17 protein-coding genes and 1 pseudogene are annotated in these 23073 nt (G+C 64.2%); 4 read left to right on the top strand and 14 right to left on the bottom strand.

The window, feature by feature from the left end:
* Positions 1–187: 187 nt before the first annotated feature.
* The 3 genes and pseudogenes from AC1VWL_RS12985 to AC1VWL_RS12975 form a co-directional block, all read right to left on the bottom strand.
* Positions 188–3352, bottom strand: coding sequence for a multidrug efflux RND transporter permease subunit (locus AC1VWL_RS12985; RefSeq protein WP_482986962.1), 3165 nt, complete (start codon positions 3350–3352; stop codon positions 188–190).
* Between the two features lie 24 nt (positions 3353–3376).
* Positions 3377–4546, bottom strand: a pseudogene (locus AC1VWL_RS12980) (efflux RND transporter periplasmic adaptor subunit); the annotation flags it as partial.
* Positions 4546–5157 carry a TetR/AcrR family transcriptional regulator gene (locus tag AC1VWL_RS12975; protein WP_296246155.1) on the bottom strand — a complete coding sequence of 204 codons (612 nt, stop codon included), beginning with the start codon at positions 5155–5157 and terminating at the stop codon, positions 4546–4548. The gene AC1VWL_RS12975 and the pseudogene AC1VWL_RS12980, both read right to left, overlap by 1 nt.
* Before the next feature lie 297 nt (positions 5158–5454).
* On the opposite strand from AC1VWL_RS12975, the gene AC1VWL_RS12970 reads away from it, so the two are divergent.
* The 4 genes from AC1VWL_RS12970 to AC1VWL_RS12955 all read left to right on the top strand — a co-directional run bounded on the left by AC1VWL_RS12970 (position 5455) and on the right by AC1VWL_RS12955 (position 14389).
* Positions 5455–10437, top strand: coding sequence for an NAD-glutamate dehydrogenase (locus AC1VWL_RS12970; protein ID WP_482986961.1), 4983 nt, complete (start codon positions 5455–5457; stop codon positions 10435–10437).
* Positions 10438–10729: 292 nt separating this feature from the next.
* Entirely contained in the window at positions 10730–11494 is a 765-nt protein-coding gene (locus AC1VWL_RS12965; RefSeq protein WP_482986960.1) for an NAD kinase, read from the top strand.
* 98 nt (positions 11495–11592) lie between these two features.
* Positions 11593–12537 carry a 5'-nucleotidase gene (locus tag AC1VWL_RS12960; protein WP_062166142.1) on the top strand — a complete coding sequence of 315 codons (945 nt, stop codon included), beginning with the start codon at positions 11593–11595 and terminating at the stop codon, positions 12535–12537.
* A gap of 478 nt (positions 12538–13015) precedes the next feature.
* A complete protein-coding gene (locus tag AC1VWL_RS12955) occupies positions 13016–14389 on the top strand; it encodes an NAD(P)-binding domain-containing protein (RefSeq protein ID WP_482986959.1) in 1374 nt (457 codons plus the stop codon).
* 15 nt (positions 14390–14404) lie between these two features.
* Here AC1VWL_RS12955 and AC1VWL_RS12950 read toward each other — a convergent pair whose 3' ends face one another.
* The 11 genes from AC1VWL_RS12950 to AC1VWL_RS12900 form a co-directional block, all read right to left on the bottom strand.
* Positions 14405–14959 carry a DUF2939 domain-containing protein gene (locus AC1VWL_RS12950; protein WP_296246145.1) on the bottom strand — a complete coding sequence of 185 codons (555 nt, stop codon included), beginning with the start codon at positions 14957–14959 and terminating at the stop codon, positions 14405–14407.
* Between the two features lie 19 nt (positions 14960–14978).
* Positions 14979–15452: an SRPBCC family protein gene (locus AC1VWL_RS12945; protein ID WP_482986958.1), complete on the bottom strand. Its 474-nt coding sequence runs from the start codon at positions 15450–15452 to the stop codon at positions 14979–14981.
* A 71-nt stretch (positions 15453–15523) separates the two neighbouring features.
* Positions 15524–16210: a DUF2461 domain-containing protein gene (locus AC1VWL_RS12940; RefSeq protein ID WP_282266112.1), complete on the bottom strand. Its 687-nt coding sequence runs from the start codon at positions 16208–16210 to the stop codon at positions 15524–15526.
* A complete protein-coding gene (sbcB, locus tag AC1VWL_RS12935; protein WP_482986957.1) occupies positions 16207–17646 on the bottom strand; it encodes an exodeoxyribonuclease I in 1440 nt (479 codons plus the stop codon). The genes AC1VWL_RS12940 and sbcB overlap by 4 nt, the downstream gene beginning before the upstream one ends.
* On the bottom strand, positions 17646–19016 hold the full coding sequence (locus tag AC1VWL_RS12930) for an FAD-dependent oxidoreductase (RefSeq protein ID WP_481534581.1): 1371 nt from the start codon (positions 19014–19016) through the stop codon (positions 17646–17648). The genes sbcB and AC1VWL_RS12930 overlap by 1 nt, the downstream gene beginning before the upstream one ends.
* 18 nt (positions 19017–19034) lie before the next feature.
* Positions 19035–20309 (bottom strand): kynureninase, encoded by a 1275-nt coding sequence (gene kynU / locus AC1VWL_RS12925; protein ID WP_482986956.1) that lies wholly within the window; start codon positions 20307–20309, stop codon positions 19035–19037.
* Between the two features lie 50 nt (positions 20310–20359).
* Positions 20360–20887 carry a 3-hydroxyanthranilate 3,4-dioxygenase gene (locus tag AC1VWL_RS12920; protein WP_296246135.1) on the bottom strand — a complete coding sequence of 176 codons (528 nt, stop codon included), beginning with the start codon at positions 20885–20887 and terminating at the stop codon, positions 20360–20362.
* A gap of 147 nt (positions 20888–21034) precedes the next feature.
* The gene (gene can, locus AC1VWL_RS12915; protein WP_296246133.1) at positions 21035–21697 is read right to left on the bottom strand and encodes a carbonate dehydratase; all 663 of its coding nucleotides are present in this window, start codon (positions 21695–21697) and stop codon (positions 21035–21037) included.
* 81 nt (positions 21698–21778) lie between these two features.
* Positions 21779–22423, bottom strand: coding sequence for an FMN-binding negative transcriptional regulator (locus AC1VWL_RS12910; RefSeq protein WP_482986955.1), 645 nt, complete (start codon positions 22421–22423; stop codon positions 21779–21781).
* Between the two features lie 10 nt (positions 22424–22433).
* Positions 22434–22745 (bottom strand): hypothetical protein, encoded by a 312-nt coding sequence (locus AC1VWL_RS12905; RefSeq protein ID WP_282266095.1) that lies wholly within the window; start codon positions 22743–22745, stop codon positions 22434–22436.
* The gene (locus tag AC1VWL_RS12900) at positions 22742–23047 is read right to left on the bottom strand and encodes a hypothetical protein (protein WP_482986954.1); all 306 of its coding nucleotides are present in this window, start codon (positions 23045–23047) and stop codon (positions 22742–22744) included. The genes AC1VWL_RS12905 and AC1VWL_RS12900 overlap by 4 nt, the downstream gene beginning before the upstream one ends.
* Between the last annotated feature and the right edge of the window lie 26 nt (positions 23048–23073).

The raw sequence follows: 23073 nt of genomic DNA, 5'->3' as shown, positions 1-23073 counted from the left end.
CCCGGCCCCCCCCCCCCCCCCCCCCCCCCCCCCCCCCCGCCCCCCCCGCCCCCCCCGCCCCCCCCCCCCCCCCCCGCGCCCCCCCCCCCCCGGCCCCCCGGCCCCCCCCCCCCCCCCCCCCCCCCCCCCCCCCCCCCCCCACTACAGGGCCCCCAAAAAAAGCCCCGGCAGTGCCGGGGCTTTTCTATCAGCGGTCCTTCTGGATCGCGTGTACCTTGTGCTGCGCGATGTACTCCTTGGACTGTTCGTCCAGCTTGTCACCTAGCATGCGCCGCACGCTCACGAAGAACAGCGGGATCAGCAACACGCCGATCACGGTGGCGAACAACATGCCACCGATGACGCCAGTACCCAGCGAGTGACGGGCGTTTGCGCCGGCACCGGTGGAGATCGCCATCGGCAGCACACCGAGGATGAAGGCGAACGAGGTCATCAGGATCGGGCGGAAACGCAGGTGCGCCGCTTCGATGGTGGCTTCGCGCAAGGTCTTGCCGGCAGCACGCTGCTCCACCGCGAACTCGACGATAAGAATCGCGTTTTTCGCCGCCAGGCCAATCACCGTCACCATGCCGATCTTGAAGTACAGATCGTTCGGCAGGCCGCGCAGCAGCGAGAACACCACCGCACCGAGGATGCCGATCGGCACCACCAGCAGCACCGAGACCGGGATCGACCAGCTTTCATACAGCGCGGCAAGGCACAGGAATACCACCACGATCGACAACACCATCAGTAGCGTTGCGGCGTTACCGGCGAGGATTTCCTGATAGGACATGCCCGACCAGTCGAAGCCGAAGCCCACCGGTAGGTCGTCATGCACCAGTCGCTCCATCGTGCCCATGGCCTGGCCGGAACTGCCGCCCGGCGCCGGCGCACCGACGATGTTGACTGCCGAGTAGCCGTTGTAGCGGTTCAGTGCCGGCGGTGCATAGATCCACTCGGACTTGACCACCGCGCTGAGCGGGATCATCGCCGGCTGGCCGGTTGCATCCTTGCTCAGCGAGCTCGGGACGAAATAGCTGTTCAGCGATTCCGGGCCGGTGCGGTAGGCCGCGTCGGCCTGCATGTTGACGCGCTTGATGCGGCCGCCGTAGAAGAAGTCGTTGACGTAGACCGGCGCCAGCATCATCTGGATGGCGGTATACACGTCATTGACCGATACGCCCATGGCCTGGGCCTGCACGCGGTCAACCTTCAACTGCAGCTGCGGCGCGTTCTCCAGGGTGTTGGGGCGTACGCCGACCAGCGACTTGTCCTGGCTGGCGGCTCCCAACAAGGTATTGCGCGCATCCATCAAGGCATCCTGGCCTGCGCCGGTACGGTCCTGCAGCCACATGTCGAAGCCGCCGAACTGACCCAGGCCCTGCACGGTTGGCAGGTTGACGAAGAAGATCTGCGCATCCTTGATGCCGTAGGCCTTCTGGTTCATTTTCTGGATGAACTCGGGCGCGGTTTCCTTGCGCTCGCTCCAGTCCTTGAGGCGGACGAAGGCCATACCCACGTTCTCGCCGGCACCGATGAAGCTGAAGCCGGTGATCTGCATCAGGCCTTCAAAGGCTTCCTCGTCCTGCAAGGTGCCCAGCAGCTGATCGAACACGGCGCTGGTACGGGTCTTGGTGGCACCCGGCGGCAACTGCACGATGGCCAGCGCATAGCCCTGGTCTTCTTCCGGCAGGAAGCTGCCCGGCAGGCGGGTGAACAGGAAGCCGCACAGTACCAGCAGAAGGGCAAACACCATCAGCCAGCGCGGGGCGTGCTTGATGACGCCACCGACGGTGCCGACGTAGCTCTTTTCCAGCTTGCCGTAGTACTTGTTGAAGGTGCGGTAGACCCAGTTCGGGTTGTCGTTGTGGGTCGGCTTGAGGAAGGCCGCACACAGCGCCGGGGTGAAGGTCAGCGCCAGCAGGGCGGAGAACGCCATCGCCATGGCGATGGTCAGTGCGAACTGCTTGTAGATCTCACCCGAGGCGCCCGGCTGCAGTGCAGACGGGATGAACACCGCCGCAAGCACCACGGTGATGGCCACCACCGCGCCGGTGATCTGGCCCATGGCTTTCTGCGTCGCCGGCTTCGGATCGAGTTTTTCCTCGGTCATGATGCGTTCGACGTTTTCGATGACGACGATGGCGTCATCGACCACGATGCCGATCGCCAGCACCATCGCGAACAAGGTCAGCTGGTTGATGGTGAAGCCGATCGCCAGCATGCCCATGAAGGTGCCGAGCAGGGCCACCGGGATGACCAGGGTGGGGATGATGGTGGCGCGGAAGTTCTGCAGGAACACCAGCATCACCAGGAACACCAGGATGATGGCCTCGACCAGGGTATGGACCACTTCCTCGATCGAGATGGTGACGAAGGTGGTGCTGTCGTACGGGGTGAACCAGCTCACGCCGGGCGGGAAGCTCGGGGCCAACTCATCCATCTTCGAGCGCACGGCCTCGGACACATCCAGCGCATTGGCACCGGGCAGCAACTGGATGGCGAACACCGCCACCGGCTTGCCGTTGTACTTGGTGTCGAAGCCGTAGTTGGAGGCGCCAAAGGAAACCGTGGCGACATCCTTCAGCTTGACCACGCTGCCGTCGTTGTTGGCCCGCAGGATGGTGTTCTCGAACTCTTCCGGCGAGCTGTAGCGGCCTTCGGCAGCCACGGTGGCGGTGAAGGCCTGGCCGTTGGGGGCCGGGTCGCCGCCCACCGAGCCGGCAGCGAACTGCAGGTTCTGCGTGCCGATGGCGTTGTACACGTCGGTTGCCGACAGGTGGTAACCCTGCAGCTTTTCCGGGTTGAGCCATACGCGCATGGCGTATTCGGAACCGAACTGCTGGGTGCTGCCGACGCCGGGCACACGCGAAACCTGTTCCAGCACGCGCGCGCCAACGATGTCGTTCAAGGCATCGCGGTCGACGGTGCCGTCATCCGAACGCACGCCGATGGCCATCAGGAAGCCGGCGTTTGCCTTGGCCACCACCACGCCCTGTTTGGTCACTTCCGAGGGCAGGCGCGGCGTCGCCAGCGACACCTTGTTCTGCACCTGCACCTGGGCGATGTCGGCATCGGTGCCGCTGTCGAAGGTCAGGGTGATGGTGACGCGGCCGGTGGAGGACGACGACGAGCTGAAGTACATCAGGTTGTCGATGCCGGTCAGCTGCTGCTCGATCACCTGGGTGACCGACTTTTCCGCGGTGGACGCGCTGGCGCCCGGATAGTTGGCGGTGACGGTCACCTGCGGTGGCGCCACGCTCGGGTAGGACTCGATACCCAGGTTGAGGATCGAGATCACGCCGCCAAGCGAGATCAGGATCGCCACCACCCAGGCGAAGACGGGATGCTCGATGAAAAATTTAGGCATGACGGAGTCCCGTTATTCCTTCTTCGCCGGGGCGGCCGCAGGCGCGCCAGCGGCGGGCTTGGCGGCATCGGGCTGCCAGGGCTTGGCTGTGGCCGGTGCGCCTTCCTTGACCTTCTGTATGCCCGAAACAATGACCTGGTCACCAGCGGCCAGGCCGGAGGAGACCAGCCAGTTGCCGCCCTGCTGGTTGTCCAGGGTGACGTTCTTGCGCACGACCTTGCCGTCCTTGCCGACGATCAGCACGTAGCCGCCCTGGGTATCGCGCTGTACTGCCTGCTGCGGCACCAGGAAGGCGTTGTGGCGCTCGCCCAGGTTGGCCTTGAAGCTGACGAACGAGCCCGGCAGCAGGATGTGGTCCGGGTTGGGCAGCTGCGCACGCAGCGACACGGTGCCGGTGGCCGGATCAACCGTGGTCGAGGAGAAGTCCAGGGAACCTTCGTGCGCGTAGGCGCTGCCGTCGGGCAGGTTGACCTGCACGGTGGTCTTGCCGTCGCCAGCCAGTGCCACCGCGCCCTTGTCCTGGGCAGCGCGCAGCAGGCTCAGCTCGTCGGCGGTCATCGAGAAGTTCACGTACAGCGGGTCGATCTGGTCGACGGTGGTCAGCAGGGTCACATCGCCCTGGCCGACCAGCGCACCTTCGGTGACCTGCTGCTTGCCGGCCTGGCCGGCGATCGGTGCGCTGACGCGGGCATAGCCGAGGTTGATGCGGGCGGTGGTGACCGCGGCTTCGGCCTGCTGCACGGCGGCGGCGGCTGAGCGCTCAGCGGCCTCGGCACTGTCCAGGTCGGACTTGGACACATAACTCTGCGGCGCCAGCGAACGGGCACGGGTGGCGGTGGCGCGCGCGTTGGCATACGTGGCGCGGGCAGAGGCCAGTGCACCTTCGGCGGATGCCAATGCGGCCTGCAGTGGTGCCGGGTCGATCAGGAACAGCACCTGGCCTTCCTTGACCGCGCTGCCTTCTTCATAGACGCGCTTCTGCAGCACGCCGGCCACGCGGGCGCGGACGTCGGCGGAACGGAACGGCGACAGGCGCCCCACCAGTTCGCGCTGCAGCGGCAGGGTCTGCGGTTTGGCGTCGACTACGCCAACGTCCTGCGGGGGCGGTGCGGCTTGCTCCTGCGGTTTCTTACAGGCGGCAAGGCTCAGTGTCGCTGCACAGGTGAGAGCGAGGAGACGGAGTGGGGCGGTCATCAGGAGAAACTCCGGGTGTTGTTTTTATTTGGAGCTGCGGCGGCGTGGTGCGTGCAGGCAAAGGCACGCAGGAAGCCGTCGGTGGCAAATTCGGCCCAGCGGCGACGCTCTTGTGGATCATCGCGGTAGGGGGTGTGAAAGCGCTGTCGTTCAAAATCCTGGCCTGCGATCATGCTGATCAACAGCTCGGCCATGAACTGCGGGTCGTCATGCTTGAGGCGACCGCGCTGCATCTCGGTTTGCATCCATTCAGCGACATGGTTGCGGAGGGCTTCGTTGCTTCCCTGGTACATGAACTGCGCTTCGTCGCGGAACTCATGCACGCTGGCACCGATCAGCTGCGCGGTGCGACGGACATTGGGCTTGTTGCGATGCTCGAGGTAGCCGATGGCAAAGTCCAGCACGGTCTCGTGCAGTGGCTTGTCTTCACATACGGATAACGCCGCCGTCGCGGTGGACACATGCAGCTGCATGGCCTGCCGCAGCAGCTCGCGTTTGCAGCCGTAGCGGCTGTAGAGCGTCTGCTTGGAACAACCCGCCGCCGCCGCTATCGAATCCATACTCAGGTGTATGCCTTGTTGGGACAATAGCTCACGCACTGCTTCGAGCACGCGCTGGTCACGCGCGTCGGTTGGCGCGGAGGGGGCAGAGGGGGTTTGCATAAGCGGTGGACTATACCGTCCAGTTCAGAAACGCCGCAACGTAATTCGTCTTTCACTGTGCCCGGTGAGCGAATGAGATTCAGGTGGCGGACATCGTTTCCGGATCGTGTATCAGTAAAACCATGGCCATTGCTACCGCTCTCCGGAAAATTGCGATGCAGATAATGCGGCCCTGCAGCAAGGTTCTTTTTGTTACCAGCGATACAATCGCGGTTTCTCCAAACGAGCAACACCCAAAGCTCTGCCATGAAATCGCAAAACAGTGCTGCCAAGTCCGCAAAGACGAAATCCAAACCAGCTGTGAAGCAGAACATCGCGGAAGCTGGCCTCTCGCTAGAACCGGTATTTGCAGCCTTGCGGAAGCGTTATCCCGCTGCGGCCGCACAGGCGCAGGCAGTGGCTTTTGCTACGGCGTTCTACAAGCGCATGGAAGCCGATGAGTTCACGCTGCACTCGGCCGATGATTGGGCGGTGCTGGCTGCGGGCATGCTGGAGTTCGCCCGCACCCGCAAGCCGGGCAAGGCCAACGTGCGCGTGTTCAACCCGACGCTGAAGGCTGACGGTTGGGAATCGGCACATACCGTGCTGCAGATCGTCAACGACGACATGCCGTTCCTGGTGGACACAGTGACGCTGGCGCTGGCCGAGCAGGGCATTGGCGTGCACGTGCTGGGCCATCCGGTGATCAGCATCGGCCGCGACAAGGCCGGCAAGCTGACCGGCGTGGGTGAGGGCAAGCTGGAATCGGTGATGCTGCTGGAGATCGATCGCCAGCCGGCCGATGCACTGGATGCCGTTGCCAAGCGCGTCAGTGGCGCGCTGGAAGACGTGCGCGCCATTGTCAATGACTGGCAGCCGATGACCGACAAGGCGATGGCGCTGGCCGATGACCTGGGCAAGCGTCCGTTGCCGGTGAGCAAGGCCTCGCGCGCCGAGGCACAGGAATTCCTGCGCTGGGCTGCCGACAACCATTTCACCTTCTTCGGCTACCGCGAATACAAGGTGGAGAAGAAGGGCAAGGAAGAAGTGCTGGTCGCCCAGAACGGCACCGGCCTGGGCCTGATGCGTGGCAAGGACACGATGGTCGCGCGCCCGGTCAAGGGCCTGGCCGCCGAAGGCCTGAACGCCACCAGCAGCCTGCACGATGCACTGATCCTGACCAAGACCAATGCCCGTTCGCATATCCACCGCGGCGGCTACATGGACTACATCGGCGTGCTGGAATTCGACGCCAAGGGCAAGATCATCGGCGAGCAGCGCTTCCTCGGCCTGTTCACCTCCAGCGCCTACAACCGCCGCCCGTGGGAAATCCCGCTGGTGCGCCAGCGCTATGAAAACGTGATGGCACGGTCGGGCCTGAGCCTGTCCAGCCACAGCGGCAAGGCACTGCGCCACATCCTGGAGTCGCTGCCGCGCGAAGAACTGTTCCAGTCCAGCGAGGACGAACTGTTCCGCACCGCCATGGGCGTGCTCGGCCTGCAGGAGCGCGTGCGCAGCCGCCTGTTCCTGCGCCGCGACAAGTTCAGCCGCTTCATCTCGGCGCTGGTGTTCCTGCCGCGCGAGCGCTTCAACACCGATGTGCGCCTGCGCGTTGAAAGCATGCTCAAGGATGCCCTGCAGGGCGAATACGTCGACTCCAGCGTGGTGCTGGGCGACTCGCCGCTGGCCCAGGTGCACCTGATCGTGCGTCCCAAGGCCGGGCAGAGCCTGGAGCTGGACGTGGAAGGCATGGAGAAGCGCCTGGCCCACGTGCTGCGCAACTGGCAGGACGATCTGCGCGAAGCGCTGGTCGCCAGCCACGGCGAAGGCGAAGGCCTGCGCATTGCCTCGCGTATCGGCAAGGCACTGCCGGCTGGTTACATCGAGGACTCCAGCGCTGAAATCGCCGCGGCCGACGTGGCCCAGCTGGATGCATTGACCGGTCCGGACGATCTGCGCCTGAGCCTGCAGGCAATCCGTCGTGACGAGGTCGATGGCCTGCGCCTGAAGCTGTACCGCCAGCTGGAAGACATTCCGCTGTCCGACGTGCTGCCGATGATGGAGAACATGGGCCTGCGCGTGATCGCCGAGCGCCCGTACAAGCTGATGGTCGATGAAGCGCCGGTCTACGTGCAGGACTTCGAAGTCGAATCCACCATCGGTGCGATCGACCCGGCCAGCGCCAATGCCTCCTTCAGCGATGCCTTCGCCCGCGTCTGGCACGGCGATGCCGAGAACGACGGTTTCAACCGTCTGGTGCTGGGTGCCGGTCTGGATTGGCGCCAGGTGTCGATGCTGCGTGGCTACTGCAAGTACCTGCTGCAGATCGGCGTGCCGTTCTCGCAGGCCTACGTGGAAGGCACTTTCAATCGTTACCCGCTGCTGGCGCGCCTGATCGTTGAGCTGTTCGAAGCCCGCTTCGAGCCGACACCGGCGGCCGACAAGGCGGTGCTCGACGCGCAGCTGGCCCAGTTCAAGCAACTGGCCGCTGATGACGCTGCCACCCTCAAGCTGCTGGACGGCGTGGTCAAGGCGCGCAAGAGCGACCGTGCCGCACGCATGGCGCTGGTCCACGAAGTGCTGATCAAGCTGCTCGACGGCGTGTCCAGCCTGGACGAAGACCGCATCCTGCGCAGCTTCATCGGCGTGATCGAAGCGACCCTGCGTACCAGCTATTACATGGTCCGCAAGGACGGCGTGCGCGCCGATGGTGGCCCGGCTGACTACATCAGCTTCAAGTTCGACGCCGCCAAGGTGCCGGACCTGCCCAAGCCGCGCCCGTACCGCGAGATCTTCGTGTGCGGCCCGCGTGTGGAAGGTACCCATCTGCGCTTCGGCCCGGTTGCCCGTGGCGGCCTGCGCTGGTCGGACCGTCGCGAAGACTTCCGCACCGAGGTGCTGGGTCTGGTCAAGGCACAGATGGTGAAGAACACCGTGATCGTGCCGGTTGGCTCCAAGGGCGGTTTCTTCGCCAAGCAGCTGCCGGATCCGTCGGTCGACCGTGACGCCTGGTTCGCCGAGGGCGTGGCCTGCTACAAGCGCTTCATCAATGGCCTGCTCGACATCACCGACAACATCGTCAACAACAAGATCGTGCCGCCGCAGGGCGTGGTACGTCATGACATGGACGATCCGTACCTGGTTGTTGCTGCCGACAAGGGCACCGCCACGTTCTCCGACACCGCCAACGGCATCGCCCGTGCGCACGGTTTCTGGCTGGACGACGCGTTCGCTTCCGGTGGCTCGGTTGGTTACGACCACAAGGGCATGGGCATCACCGCACGCGGCGCGTGGGAGTCGGTCAAGCGCCACTTCCGTGCACTGGGCCGTGACTGCCAGAAGCAGGACTTCACCGTGGTCGGCGTCGGCGACATGTCCGGCGACGTGTTCGGCAACGGCATGCTGCTGTCCGAGCACATCCGCCTGGTCTGCGCCTTCGACCACCGCCACATCTTCCTCGATCCGAACCCGGTGGCTGCCAGCTCGTTCAAGGAACGCGCGCGCATGTTCAAGGTGCCGCGCTCGAGCTGGGCGGACTACGACAGCAAGCTGATCAGCAAGGGCGGCGGCATCTACCCGCGCTCGCTCAAGTCGATCGAGATCACCCCGGAAGTGCGTGAAGCACTGGGCATCGACGCCAGCATCAAGGCGATGAACCCGACCGACCTGATCAATGCCGCGCTGAAGGCGCCGGTTGACCTGCTGTGGAACGGCGGCATCGGCACCTACGTCAAGTCGGCGACCGAGACCAATGCCGATGTCGGCGATCGCGCCAACAACGGCCTACGCGTCAACGGTGGCGAGCTGCGCTGCAAGATCGTGGGCGAGGGCGGCAACCTGGGCATGACCCAGCTTGGCCGCATCGAGGCCGCGCAGGTTGGCGTGCTGCTCAACACCGACTTCATCGACAACTCGGCCGGTGTGGATACCTCCGACCACGAAGTCAACATCAAGATCCTGCTCAACGACGTGGTGCGCGCCAAGAAGCTCACCGTGGACCAGCGCAACAAGCTGCTGGCCTCGATGACCGACGAGGTGGGCGAGCTGGTGCTGATGGACAACTACCGCCAGAACCAGGCACTGAGCCTGATGGAGCGGATGAGCAGCAAGCGTCTGGGTTCCAAGCAGCACTTCATCCGTACGCTGGAGAAGCAGGGCTTGCTGGATCGCCAGATCGAGTTCCTGCCGTCCGACGCCGAGCTGTCGGCACGCAAGCTGCGTGGCCAGGGCTTGACCCGTCCGGAACTGGCGGTGCTGCTGTCGTATTCCAAGATCGTCGCCTTCCAGCAGCTGCTGGAATCGGACATCCCGGAAGATCCGTACCTGTCCAAGGAGCTGCTGCGTTATTTCCCGCAGCCGCTGCAGAAGAAGTACGCCGACGCGATGGAACGTCACCGCCTGAAGCGCGAAATCATCGCCACGGCCGTGACCAACCAGACCATCAACCGCATGGGCGCCACTTTCCTGATGCGCATGCAGGAAGACACCGGCCGCACCGTTGCCGAGGTCGCCAAGGCGTACACCATCAGCCGTGAAACGCTGGACGCACGTGCACTGTGGACGCAGATCGACGCGCTCGACGGCACCTTGCCGGAAGCGGTGCAGGTGGACGCACTGGAAGTGATCTGGAAGCTGCAGCGTTCGTTCGTGCGTTGGCTGCTGACCCGTCCGGGCGCGATGCCGGGCATCACCGCCGCGGTGGACCGCTACCAGGGCCCGTTCAACGACATCCGTGTCGCCTCGGGCGTACTGCCGGATTCGCAGCGCCCGGCCTATGAGGCTAGCGTTGTGGCATGGAAGGAAAAGGGCTTGCCGGCGGCACTGGCACAGCAGCTGTCCGAACTGCAGTTCCTGGAGCCGGCGTTCGACATCATCGAACTGGCGCGTCCGCGCAAGCTCAAGCCGGTGGACGTGTCCAAGGTCCACTTCCGCCTGGGCGAAGCGCTGCAGATGCCGTGGCTGTTCGAGCAGATCGACGCGCTGGAGGTCAACGGTCGTTGGCATGCGGTTGCCCGTGGCGTACTGCGCGACGAGCTGGCTGCACATCAGCGCACGCTGGCAGGCCAGGTGCTGTCGATGAAGGGCGCGACCGCCGAGGCCAAGGTGGCTGCGTGGTTGGGCCGCGATGACAGTGGCCTGCGCTTCACCCTGGCGATGCTGGCCGAGCTGGCCGAGCAGAAGACGCTGGATTACCCGACCGTGTCGGTGGCGGTGCAGCGTTTGGGTCAGTTGGCGGCGCACGGCGCTTAAGTCGGTAGGTTTTTGTTTTGGAGAACGGGCCCTTTGGGCCCGTTTTCTTTTGGAAAAATCAAGAGCTTGCCCTCACCCCAACCCCTCTCCCGCAGGCGGGAGAGGGGCTAAAGCTGCAGTTGCCGGCAATGCGTGCGCTCGCGGCGCTTTGAGCCCCTCTCCCGCCTGCGGGAGAGGGGTTGGGGTGAGGGCAAGCTCTTGCCGTTGGCCTTCAGTTTCCAAGCAAGTGAAAGCACCAGTCAGCACACCAGCAGGTTATCCTCGCCCTCCAAGCCGAACCGAAGACGCGCACGTGTCCCCACGAATCGCATTTCTCGCCAGCACTGTCGAGGCCGCACAGCAGGCCCGTGCCAGCCTGGCTGCCCGCTATGGCGATCACAACCCGGAAGACGCGGACGTGATCTGCCCGCTGGGTGGCGACGGCTTCATGCTGCAGACCCTGCATCGCCATGGCGGCAAGGGCAAGCCGGTGTTCGGCATGAAGCTGGGCACGGTCGGCTTCCTGATGAACCATCATCGCGAAGATGACCTTATCGAGCGCCTGGCTCTGGCCGAACCCGCCTACCTGCGGCCGTTGGAGATGATCGCCCAGACCGAATCCGGCACCACCACCGGTTCCTTGGCCTACAACGACGTATCGCTGCTGCGGCAAACCCGCCAGGCCGCGCATATCGGCATCGACCTCAATGGCCAGCAACGGGTGGAAGAGCTGATCTGCGACGGCGTACTGGTCTCCACGCCCGCTGGCAGTACTGCCTACAACTACTCGGCACATGGCCCGATCCTGCCGCTGGGTTCGAACACCATCGCCTTGACCCCCTTGGCGCCGTATCGCCCGCGACGCTGGCGTGGCGCCATCCTCAAGGCCGAGACCGAAGTACGCTTCCGCGTGCTCGATCCCTACAAGCGCCCGGTCAGCGTCACCGCCGATTCGCATGAAACCCGCGATGTAGTGGAAGTGACCATCCGTGAATCGCGCGAGCGCCAGGTGACCCTGCTGTTCGACCCCGAGCACAACCTCGAAGAGCGCATCCTGAGCGAGCAGTTCATGGTCTGAGGGCGGGGATCGGGGCTGGCGGGATTCGGGATTGGGGGAAGCGCGCCGCTTCCGGGTAGACTGGGTCCCGTTCCTTGATCGTATTGGGTTCATCGTCCATGGGTGACAACACTCCCCGGCTTCTCACCGTTGCGGTTACTTCGCGCGCACTGTTCGATCTCGAAGAAGGCCACGCCCTGTTCGAACGCGAAGGTCTGGAGGCCTATGCCGCCTACCAGCGGGCACACGAGGATGATGTGCTCAAGCCTGGCGTTGCCTTCCCGGTGGTGCGCAAGTTGTTGGCACTCAATGATGGTGCACCGGTGGAGACGCCGCGCGTGGAGGTGATCCTGCTGTCGCGCAATTCTGCCGATACCGGCCTGCGCATCTTCAACTCCATCCAGCACTACAAGCTGGATATCGTACGTGCCACCTTCACCGCCGGTGAGCCAACCTGGCCTTACGTCAAGCCGTTCGGCACCGATCTGTTCCTGTCGGCCAACCCGGATTCGGTGCGTCGTGCGCTGGTCAACGGCATCGCTGCAGCGACGATTCTGCCGCAGAGCGCGCAGGAGGTAGCTGCTGCTTCGGCCGCGGCAACCGATACCGGCCGTTCCAAGACCCAGCTGCGCATCGCCTTCGATGGTGACGCGGTGATCTTTGGTGATGAAAGCGAGCGCATCTCGCGCGAGCAGGGCGTGGAGGCATTCGGGCGCCATGAGCGCGAACGCGCGCATGAGCCGCTCAGCGGTGGCCCGTTCCGTAACTTCCTGTCCGCACTGCATGCCTTGCAGGCGGCGTTCCCGGCCGGCGAAGCCGCGCCAATCCGCACCGCGCTGGTAACCGCACGTTCGGCACCTGCGCATGAGCGTGTGATCCGCACCCTGCGTGAGTGGGGCGTGCGTCTGGATGAAGCCTTGTTCCTCGGCGGCCGCCACAAGGGCCCGTTCCTGGAAGCCTTCGGTGCCGACATCTTCTTCGACGATTCCCAGCACAATATCGATAGTGCACGTCAGCACGTTGCTGCTGGCCACGTGCCGCATGGTGTGGCCAATCCGGACTAAAGCTGCCGTCTGTTGTGGGAGCGGCGTAAGCCGCGAAGCAAGCAAACTGTCCGGCAGCAGACACGATGCAATCGCAGTGATCTCAGCGATTCCTGCCTGGTCAGCTTCGCGGCTTACGCCGATCCCACAAACCGGCGTTTGCATGGCGTTGCAGCCCTACATTCCCCACATGCTAGGATGAAGCCGCTTTCGCGGGTTCCAAGCTGAGCCAGCGGTAATCCTGCCGCGTCCTGATCTGCACGAATGCAGCAGATCCCTCCCGCACTGCACCCACCCGGTGATCCAGGGGCGGGGCCTGTTCCCCGACCGGTAGCGTCATGTACCTGCCATTCCCTTTCGCGCTGCCTTGCGTGGCGGCCGGGTGTTTCGCGCGCCGCGCGGGACTGGACGCATTGTCTCTCCTGCACGGCGCATAACGCGCCCTTGCGCAGTGCCGTCGCGTTTACGCGATGGCAGCTACACAGGAGAAACAACCCGAATGACCATGCGTATCGCCATTCTTGGAGCCGGCCCGAGCGGCCTGGCGCAACTTCGTGCCTTTGAATCCGCCCGTCGAGGTGGGGCTGAAGTGCCAGAGATCGTCTGCTTTGAAAAGCAATCGGATCTCGGTGGGATGTGGAACTACACATGGCGTACCGGGCTGGATGCTTATGGCGAACCCGTGCATGGCAGCATGTACCGCTACCTCTGGTCGAATGGCCCGAAGGAAGCGCTGGAGTTTGCCGACTACAGTTTCGAAGAGCATTTTGGCCGCCCGATCGCCTCCTATCCACCACGTGCCGTGCTGCGCGACTACATCATGGGCCGTATCGAAAAGAGCGGCGTGCGTGATCAGATCCGCTTCAACATGGCGGTGCAATGGGTCGATTACTCGGAGGAGACCGAGCGTTTCACCGTCACCGTCCGCGACCTGAAGAAGGATGAGCTGCTGACCGAGGAGTTCGACCGGGTCATTGTTGCTACCGGCCATTTCTCCACCCCGAATGCGCCATTCTTCGAGGGCGTGGATCGTTTTCCCGGCCGCGTGTTGCACGCGCATGATTTCCGTGACGCCTGCGAATTCGCAGACAAGGATCTGCTGCTGGTGGGGAGCAGTTATTCGGCCGAGGATATCGGCACGCAGTGCTACAAGTACGGCGCCAAGTCGGTGACCTTCAGCTATCGCAGCGCGGCAACCGGGTACGACTGGCCGGCTGCCTTTGAAGAAAAACCCCTGCTGCAGCGTGTTGAAGGCAACACCGCGCACTTCATCGATGGCAGCAGCAAGGACGTGGATGCGATCGTGCTGTGTACCGGCTACCAGCACCATTTTCCGTTCCTGCCCGATGCACTGACCCTGCGCACGCGCAATCGCTTGTATCCCGGTGATCTGTACAAGGGCGTGTTCTGGATCGACAACCCCAGGCTGATCTATCTGGGCATGCAGGACCAGTACTACACCTTCAACATGTTCGATGCGCAGGCCTGGTATGCGCGCGATGTCATCCTTGGCAGGATCACGCTGCCGGCGAGCGATGCAATGCGTGCAGACAGCGACGCCTGGCTGGCGCGTGAGGAGGCGACGACATCGGCCGAGCAGGACATCGATTTCCAGACCGAATACGTGCGGGATCTGCTTGATGCCACCGACTACCCGGACTTTAACGTCGAGGCCGTGGCCACGCTGTTCAAACAGTGGAAGCACGACAAGAAGGACGACATCCTCGGTTATCGCAATTACAGCTACCGCTCCGTGCTGACCGGCACGTTGGCGCCGCTGCATCACACCCCGTGGATGCAGGCGATGGATGATTCGCTGGAGGCTTTCCTCGCCGACAGCGTGATCGAGGAGCAGCCGCGCAGGATTGCCTGATGGAGATGGCGCCGGTCAGCCCGGCGCCTGTCCCAGTGGCAACAGGATATTGGTCAGTCGCCAGCGCAGCCCCTGGCGACTGAGTACGAACACGACTTCGCGCCCGTCTTCCAGGTGGGTCGTGGCGGTGTAGCGCGACAGGGACTCGTAGTGGCCGGTGGTATTGGCCAGCGGCTTGGCCGGCGAGGGCGGTGCCCAGGTATCGCCGCCGACGGTATCGCCGATGGCCCGCTTCCACAGGCTGTCGCCCTGCAGCAGGGCGGCAATGCCCAGCGGGGTGACGAAGGTGTCGACACCTGCGCCGGTGAGGTTGCCGGCCACGCCCAGCGCGACCTGGCCGAACAGACTCGACTGCATGTCGCTGCCGGCGCGGCGCACGATGTAATCGTTGATCTGCGCCTTGATGTTGACCCGCACCGCGCCGAAGTCGACGTGTCGCGCCAGCTTGCCGGTGTCACGCTGTTCGATGGCCTGGCTGATGCCGCGGATCGCCAGATAGGGGCCGCCGATCACGTAGGCGGCCAGCAGCACTGCGATGGCGATGACGGTGGCGAGTATCCACTTCTTCATTGCGTTGCTGTCCTCGGGATCAGGGATGTGCGGGGATGCTGGCTTCGGCCCAACGGCGCAGCATCACCAGGGTTTCGGCCCACGCCTGGCTGCAGAAGCCCAGGTACTCGCTGTCGCCGTTCCAGCCCAGGTGATGGAATTCGAGCACGGTCATTGGCTCGCCTTCGTGCGGCAGCCCGCGCCAGGCGCCTGGGCTGGCCCGGCGTGACAGATCGAAGCGGATTTCGGTACCGGTCCAGGCCGAGGCCGGGCTTTGTGGCGGGTGGCGGCTGATCACTTCCCAGCGGATGCAGCGCCCGGGGATGATCTCCAGCAGCTTCAGCGCGACCACGCCATGGCCGGAACCGGGGTTGTGGCTGATCACGGTGTCGCCGTCGATGACCGATTGCTGGTGCGGTATCCACCAGCGGCTCAGTCCCTCGGCGCTGGCCAGGCCGCTGTAGACGGTGGCCAGCGGGGCATCGATCCAGACTTGCAGGTGGATGCTGGTCATGGCGGCTTCCTGTCGAAGGTTGCCGCCAAGCGTGCCGCAAACCAGGTTGGTTTGCGTGAAGCCCGCGCCAATCAGAATTCCAGGTCCAGCGCGGCGCACAGGTAGTCGACGAACGGGCCGAGTGCGGCCAGGTCCTTGGCCAGGGTCTGGCGCAGGCGCGGGCCGGTCATCACCTCGTCGTCCAGCGAACGCCACAGCACCCAGTTGCGGTGCTTGAGGTCGTCGATGAACTCGAAATCGGCCGGGAAGCCGCGCGGCGGCCGCACCAGCTTTTCGCTGCTCTCGAACTCGTAGCGCTTGCGCGTGGCTGGCGCATGCGCGGCGGCCTTCCAGCTGCCGGGGTTGTCGAGGATGAACTGGCGCAGGCGGCGCTGTACGTCCGGCTCGGGGTGCCAGATGCCAGCACCAACAAAGCTCTCGCCCGGTGCCAGGTGGATGTAATACGACGGCGCCGGTACCTGCTTGCGACGTTCGTGGAACAGGCGAGCCCCCTGCCAGGTCTTGTACGGCGCCTTGTCGTGAGAGAAGCGCGAGTCACGGTAGATGCGGAACAGCGAGCCACCAACAGTGCGCGGATCGGCCTGGAAGTGCGTGCTGACTTCGCTCAGGTCTGGCTGCAGGTCGGTGATCAAGCGCAGGAAGGGCTGGCGTACATGATCTTCGTACTGCTGCTTGTGCTCGGCAAACCAGGTCTTGTCGTTGTGGCGGGCCAGCCCGCGCAGGAACTTGAAGCTGGCATCGCTGAAATACTGGGTCATGGTGTGTCCTGCAGGGTATGGCGCCACTGGTCCAAGGCATCCAGCAAGGCCAGTGAGTTCGGGTTGTCCTTGTGTTGCTCGCGCAACTCGGCGATCTGCGCGATGTACTCGGGCAAGGTCTGCTCGGCCATGCCCGGGGTGGAAAAGCGGTGCTGACGATACGCATCCCAGCGTGAGCGCGCGGTGTCGTCCAGGGTTTGCGGGTGGTTGCGGGCGCGGTAGCGGAACAGCAGCTCGGGCAGGCGCGGATCGCGGAAGCGCTGTTCCAGCTCGGCCAATGCTTCCGGCGGTGCAGTGCGCGCCTTGCTGAGCAGGCCCTTGTCACCTTCGGCCAGGAAGCCGTCATACAACGAGGCATCGGCGTCGATCGGACCGTCATTTACGCGCTCACGCGCGAACACCTGGCGGGCCTTCTCGGCCAGCTGCGGGGCGAGTGCGCGCAGTTTCGCGGCCTTGGCTTCAATCACCGCAGGATCGATGGCCAGACGCTCGAAGTCGGCATCGCGCAGATGGTTCCAGGCAACCAGCGCCGGTACTTTGTTGAGATGGACCTCTTTCAGCGGAATGCGCTGCTGGCCTTCGGGCAGGTCGGCCGCGCGGGTATACAGGCGCGCGGTGATCTCCTCCACCGACAGCTCGAGCAACGGTTCGATATCACCTTCCAGATCGAACACGATGACCCGATTGTTGATATGCGGATGACGTGCCAATGGCAGCACCGGTGCGGCGCATAGGCGGCTGGCCGGGTAGCGCATCGAGATGTGCAGTACCGGCTCCATCGCCACCACGTCGAGCAGGCTGCCGACATAGCGTTTGTCGCGCAGGCGCAGTGCGTAATCCCACATGCGTGGCTGTGCCTCACGGAAGCGCCGGGCCATGCCGATAGTGGCGTAGACGTCGGACAGTGCTTCGTGGGCGTCGCCTTCGCGCACGTCATTGGCCAGCGCAAGATGCTCGAGCTTGAACGAGGTGGCGCCGTCTTCACGCTTGGGCCAGTTGATGCCGTCCGGGCGCAGCGCGTGCACCAACCGCAGCATGTCGAGCAGGTCCCAGCGCGAATTGCCGCTGCGCCACTCGCGCTCATAGGGATCATGGAAATTGCGGAACAGGCCGTAGCGCACAAACTCGTCATCGAAGCGCAAGGTGTTGTAACCCAGCGTGCAGGTCTGTGGCTTGCTCATCAACTCGTTGATGCGGGCGAAGGCCTCGGCCTCGCTGACACCTTCGGCCAACGCATGCTGCGGGGTAATGCCGGTGATCAAGGTAGCGACCGGCGAGGGCAGCAGGTCGTCGGCCGGCTTGACGTAGAAACTGACTGGTTCGTCGATGACTTTCAGGTTGGCATCGGTGCGCACTGCCGCGAACTGGGCGATGCGGGTGCGACGCGGGTCCTGGCCGAAGGTTTCCAGGTCATAGAACAGGAAGCTCTCGGCCATCAGTGCGCTCCTTCCAGTACCGGCAGGCGGTCGTGGATTACCTGCTCCAACCCGGCCCAGTCGATGTTTTCCAGCGAGTCATGGCCGGCGGTGGCGTCGGCCAGGATGGTCTGCTGCAGGCGGGTGCGTTCAAGCGCGACTGCATACGGCGTGTGCAGGAAGGTGACCATCGTGTAATGCGGCACGAAACGGGTGGGCCAGCGCGCCTGCAGCGCCTGCTCCAGCTCGCGCTGCAGCAGGTAGCTCGGGTCGGCGACGCGGTCGCGCATCTCCAGATAATTGTCCAGGGCCATCTGCTGGATGGCGGCGGCATTGGGTTTGCGCTCGGCTTCAAAAGCGGCGAAGGCTTCTTCGGTGCCGGGATACTCGGCCAGGCAGCGTGCCAGCACCACGCAGTCTTCGAACGCGCAGTTCATGCCCTGGCCGTGGAACGGCACCATCGCATGCGCAGCGTCGCCGATCAGCACGGCCTTGCCGCGCTGATGCCAGCGTTCCAGGTACAGCGTGCCGAGCAGGCCGGGTGGATGCTGTTCCCAGTCGGCGCGCAGGTCCGGTATCAACGGCAGCGCATCAGCGAAGTCGCGCTGGAACAGTGCTTCTGCTTCCGCACCATTGCGCACCGTTGCGAAACTGGGCTCGCCCTCATTGGGCAGGAACAAGGTGACGGTGAAGGTGCCTTCATCGTTGGGCAGGGCGATGCACATGTAGTTGCCGCGCGGCCAGATGTGCAGGGCGTTGGCTTCGATCTGGAAGCCGCCATCGGCTGCTGGCGGGATCTCCAGTTCCTTGTAGGAGTGATCGAGGAACTCGATGCGCTCGCCCAAGGGCAGCTTGCGATTCATCGCTGCACGCAGCGCCGAGCCAGCGCCATCGGCACCGATCAACGGCGTGTTGAAGTGGATGTCGTGTGGCTGGTCGTCGCGGTCATCGATGAAGCGTGCATAGCCTGCATCAAAGTCCACGGTATGCAGGCGACGATGGAAATGCACGGTTGCACCGGCTTCTTCGGCCAGCTGCAGCAAGGTGGTGTTGAGGTCCTTGCGGTGCACCGACCAGATCACTTCGCTGTCATCGCGGCCGTAGCGCTGCAGGTCGGCCGCGCCTTCGCGCGGGTGCACCATGCGCCCGCGCATCATCACCGCCTTGGCCATCACTTCGTCTTCGACGCCGGCCTGGCGCAAGGCATTGCGGCCGCGTTCGGCCAGTGCGAGATTTATCGAGCGACCGGACTCGTAGTCGGCGATGCGCGGATCACCGCGCCGTTCGTAGATGGTGATCTTCCAGCCCTGCCGCGACAGCAGGATGGCGAGCAGGGAACCGGCCAGGCCGGCGCCGATCAGGGTGAGACTGCGTGGGGTGGGGGTGTTCAAGTCACAGTATTCCGTTGGTCAGACGCCAGCCCAGGTTTCCACTTCGTCGACGAAGCGGTAGACATCGCTGTAGCGGTTGTACAAAGGCGTGGGCGAGATGCGGATGACATCGGGCTCGCGCCAGTCGCCGAGCACGCCGACCGATTGCAGGTACTCGAACAGCGAGCGGCCCTGCGCGCGACCGCCGGCCACGCGCAGCGACAACTGGCAGCCGCGGCGCTCGGGTTCGGCAGGCGTGATGATCTGCAGCACATGATCCAGGCGCGCACGCACCATGGTTTCCAGGTAGCCGGTGATCTTCAGCGATTTGGTGCGCAGTGCGTCCATGCCGGCCTCGTCATACAGCGCCAGCGATGCTCGCAGTGGAGCCAATCCGAGCACCGGCGGATTGCTCAGCTGCCAGCCTTCCGCGCCCAGCTCGGGCACGAACTCCGGTGCCATCTGGAAGCGGGTGGCCTGCTCATGACCCCACCAGCCGGCGAAGCGCGGCAACGAGGTGTCCCTGGCGTGGCGTTCGTGCACGAAGGCGCCAGCAACCGCACCCGGACCGGCATTCAAGTATTTGTAGTGGCACCACACCGCGAAATCCGGCGCGACATCGTGCAGGTTCAACGGCACGTTGCCGACCGAGTGGGCGAGATCGAAGCCGATGTTGGCGCCGTGCGCACGAGCGAGGCGGGTGATCGCATCGAGGTCGAACACCTGGCCGGTGCGGTACTGCACGCCCGGCCACAGTACCAGCGCGACACGCTTGCCGTGTTCGCTGATGGCCTGCTCGATGGCCTGCATCGAAATGGTGCCGCTGGCTTCGTCCGGCTGCACCTCGATCAGGTCGGTGGCTGGGTTGAAGCCATGGAAGCGGATCTGTGCCTCGACCGCATGGCGGTCGGTCGGGAAGGCGCCGGCTTCCATCAGGATCGCCGGGCGCTCGCTGCTCGGGCGGTAGAAGCTGACCATCATCAGATGCAGGTTCACGCTCAGCGTGTTCATTGCCACCACTTCATGCGGCAGCGCGCCGACCACGCCGGCCAGCGAATCGCGCACCAGGCGGTGATAGCTCAGCCATTGCGTCGGACCGGTGAAGTGGCCTTCGACGGCGATGCGGCCCCACTGGTCCATCACTTCCTGCACCATCGCCTGGGCGCCGCGTGGCTGCAGGCCCAGTGAGTTGCCGACGAAATAGGCTTGATCGGTACCCTGGTGCTGCGGGATCAGGAACTGACTGCGCAGGTGGCGCAGCGGATCGGCAGCATCAAGTGCGGTGGCGTGAGCGGGTGACAGCGTTTCGTTCATCGGTGCGGACACGTCGAGGATGTACCCGCAGTGTAACCGCGCCCGACCACTCAGGCTTCTGGCGTGACCGGTCTGGGCAGTGGATGTACAGCGCCGCATTGTGTGCAGGTACGGTGTTCGGTCGAGGCATGGAACCGGTCGAAGACCTTGGGCAGATCGGTCTCGATGTTCTTCAGGTGGAAGAACTCCTCGTAGATCTTGTGATTGCACTGCTGGCAGAACCACATGAAGCCATCGAGCTCATGGTCCAGGCGCTTGCGCTCGACCACCAGGCCGATCGAACCGGGCATGCGCTGCGGCGAATGCGGCACGCGCGGTGGCAGCAGGAAGATCTCGCCGGCGCGGATCGGGATGTCGCGAACCGCGCCGTCTTCCTGCACGCGCAGCACCATTTCGCCTTCCAGCTGGAAGAACCATTCCGGGCCCTCGTCCCAGTGGTAGTCGTTGCGGCTGTTCGGGCCGGCAACCACCATGACGATGAAGTCACCGTTCTCGATCATCTTGTTGCCGACTGGCGGCTTCAGGAGATGGCGGTGTTCTTCGATCCAGCCGAGCAGGTTCAGGGGTAGGGGGAGCATGCGGGGCCTTTATGGTGGCGATGCAGTTGCTGTTCCCTTCTCCCACTGGGAGAAGGTGCCCGTAGGGCGGAAGAGGGTCGGTTGTGCCTTGAGCGCGGACCTACCCTCACCCCAACCCCTCTCCCACAGGGAGAGGGGCTCTCAATCTCAGTGCCTTTTGCCCTTCCGCGGCACAAACGACAGCGCCTTCTCATACGCCGGCTGCAGCTCTTCCGGCGAGCCCACATCAATGCCCATCTCGCTGACGCGGCCGTCGCGCAGGCTGTAGACCCAGCCGTGCACCATCAGCTTCTGGCCACGGGCCCAGGCGTCCTGCACGATGGTCGAGCGGCAGGCGTTGACCACCTGCTCGATCACGTTCAACTCGCACAGGCGCGCGTGGCGCAGCTCCGGATCGTCGATCTGCGACAGGATGTCGTCGTGCTTCTGGGCGACATCACCGACGTGGCGCAGCCAGTTGTCGGCGAGGCCGACACGCACCTTGTTCAAGGCCGCATGCACGCCGCCGCAGCCGTAATGGCCGACGATCAGGATGTGCTTGATCTTGAGCTGGTCCACGGCGTACTGGATCACGCTCAGGCAGTTCAGATCGGTGTGCACCACCACGTTGGCGATGTTGCGGTGGACGAAGATCTCGCCCGGGGCCATGCCGATGATCTGGTTGGCCGGTACCCGCGAATCGGAGCAGCCGATCCACAGGTATTCCGGACTCTGCTGCTTGGACAGTTGCTGGAAGAACTCGGGATCTTCCTTCTCGATCCGGTCCGCCCATTCGCGGTTCTTCTGCAGCAGGTTATGGATGTCTTTCATGGTGAAGCTTCCCTTGCGATCTTGAGGGGGAGGGCGCTGCTGCGCGTTTGCACGGCAGCGTCGCGGGAAACGGGGCGCGGCTCAGGCATCAGGCTGGTCGCCGTGCTCACTGCGATACAGCTGCATCCACTGCGCCAGTTCGCGGGCGTCAGGGGTGTCTAGGGCCTGCAAGGCTTCGATCACCGCCAGCTGGTTTGCCTGCGGGTGGTTCTGGCTCAGCTTCAGCTTGATCTGGATCTGCTGCACGTCCAGGCGGAAGCCTACGATGGCGCGCAGCGATGGAGCGTGATCGTCCAGGCTGGCATCAAACTGCCAATCCTGGCCGACGCTGGCCTCGAAGAAGTTGCTGGTGTCCGATAGCAGCTGTGCCAAGCCCGCCGTGTCATCGAAGCTGTGCAGTTCGCCGACAAGTTCAGCGGCTGCGTAGTTCCAGGTGGGAACGCGCGCCGCGCTTTCCTTGTCCGGGTACCAGCTGGCCGAGACATAGCCCTGCGGGCCGTTGACCAATACCTTGGCGCGGCCGAGCTGGCGGGACTGTTTGTTGGCCCTGGCCCAATGGCCGATCAGTTCGACCTTGTGCCCTTCGCGCCGGTACAACACCGGCACGCGGGTCAGTTCGGGCAGGCCGTCGTCGCCGGTGGTCAGCAGGGTCACGAATGGATCGCGCGCCAGCAGGCGGTCCAGCCAGAGCAGCTCGGTCTCGACGAAGGCGCGCTGGGCGAACACGAAAGGCCGCTTAGACCCGGGTGCCGAGCAGCTGCACCATGCGCTCGCGCAGCGTGTCGTCGTCGCCCTGCGGCGGGCTCACTTCGTGCAGCGAGAAACCACGATGCAACGCGTCTTCTTCGTCCAGGCCGTCAAAGGCCACGAACTCGGCGTCGAACAGCTGTGCACGAGCGGTGTCTTCGCTGTCGTAGCTCAGCGTGTTGCCATCGCTGTCCAGGATTTCAGCAGTGCCGCCTGGACGGACCCGCAGGCGCGCCCAGATCAGGGTGCCGCCGAGCTGTGCCAGCCACCACTGGTCGGGAGTGTTCTCGAAATCAGTCATTTCATTACCTGCGAAAAAAGCCACAACAGCAGTGCCATGCCCAGTCCGCCGAGCATCACCAGCAAGGCGATGCGGGCGGGTGTGGCCAAGCCGGACAGCGAGCGGTCGGCGATGCCGGTGAAGCCGCGGCCCAGCAGCCAGCGCAGGCACTCTGGTTTGAGAAAGGCGCCGGCACCCAATTCGGTGGCCAGCGCCGGATGCCGGTCGCGGATATGGACCAGCGTCAACGGCCAGAAAATCAGGAAGGCGCTGAGGCCGGCAATGGCCACGCCAACGAAGCAAAGAGCGAAGAACAAGGTCAACGGCGCCGCCTCCTGTTACTGGATCA

This window comes from Stenotrophomonas sp. STEN063 (assembly GCF_056854515.1).
This window is presented reverse-complemented; position numbering and strand designations above follow the sequence as displayed.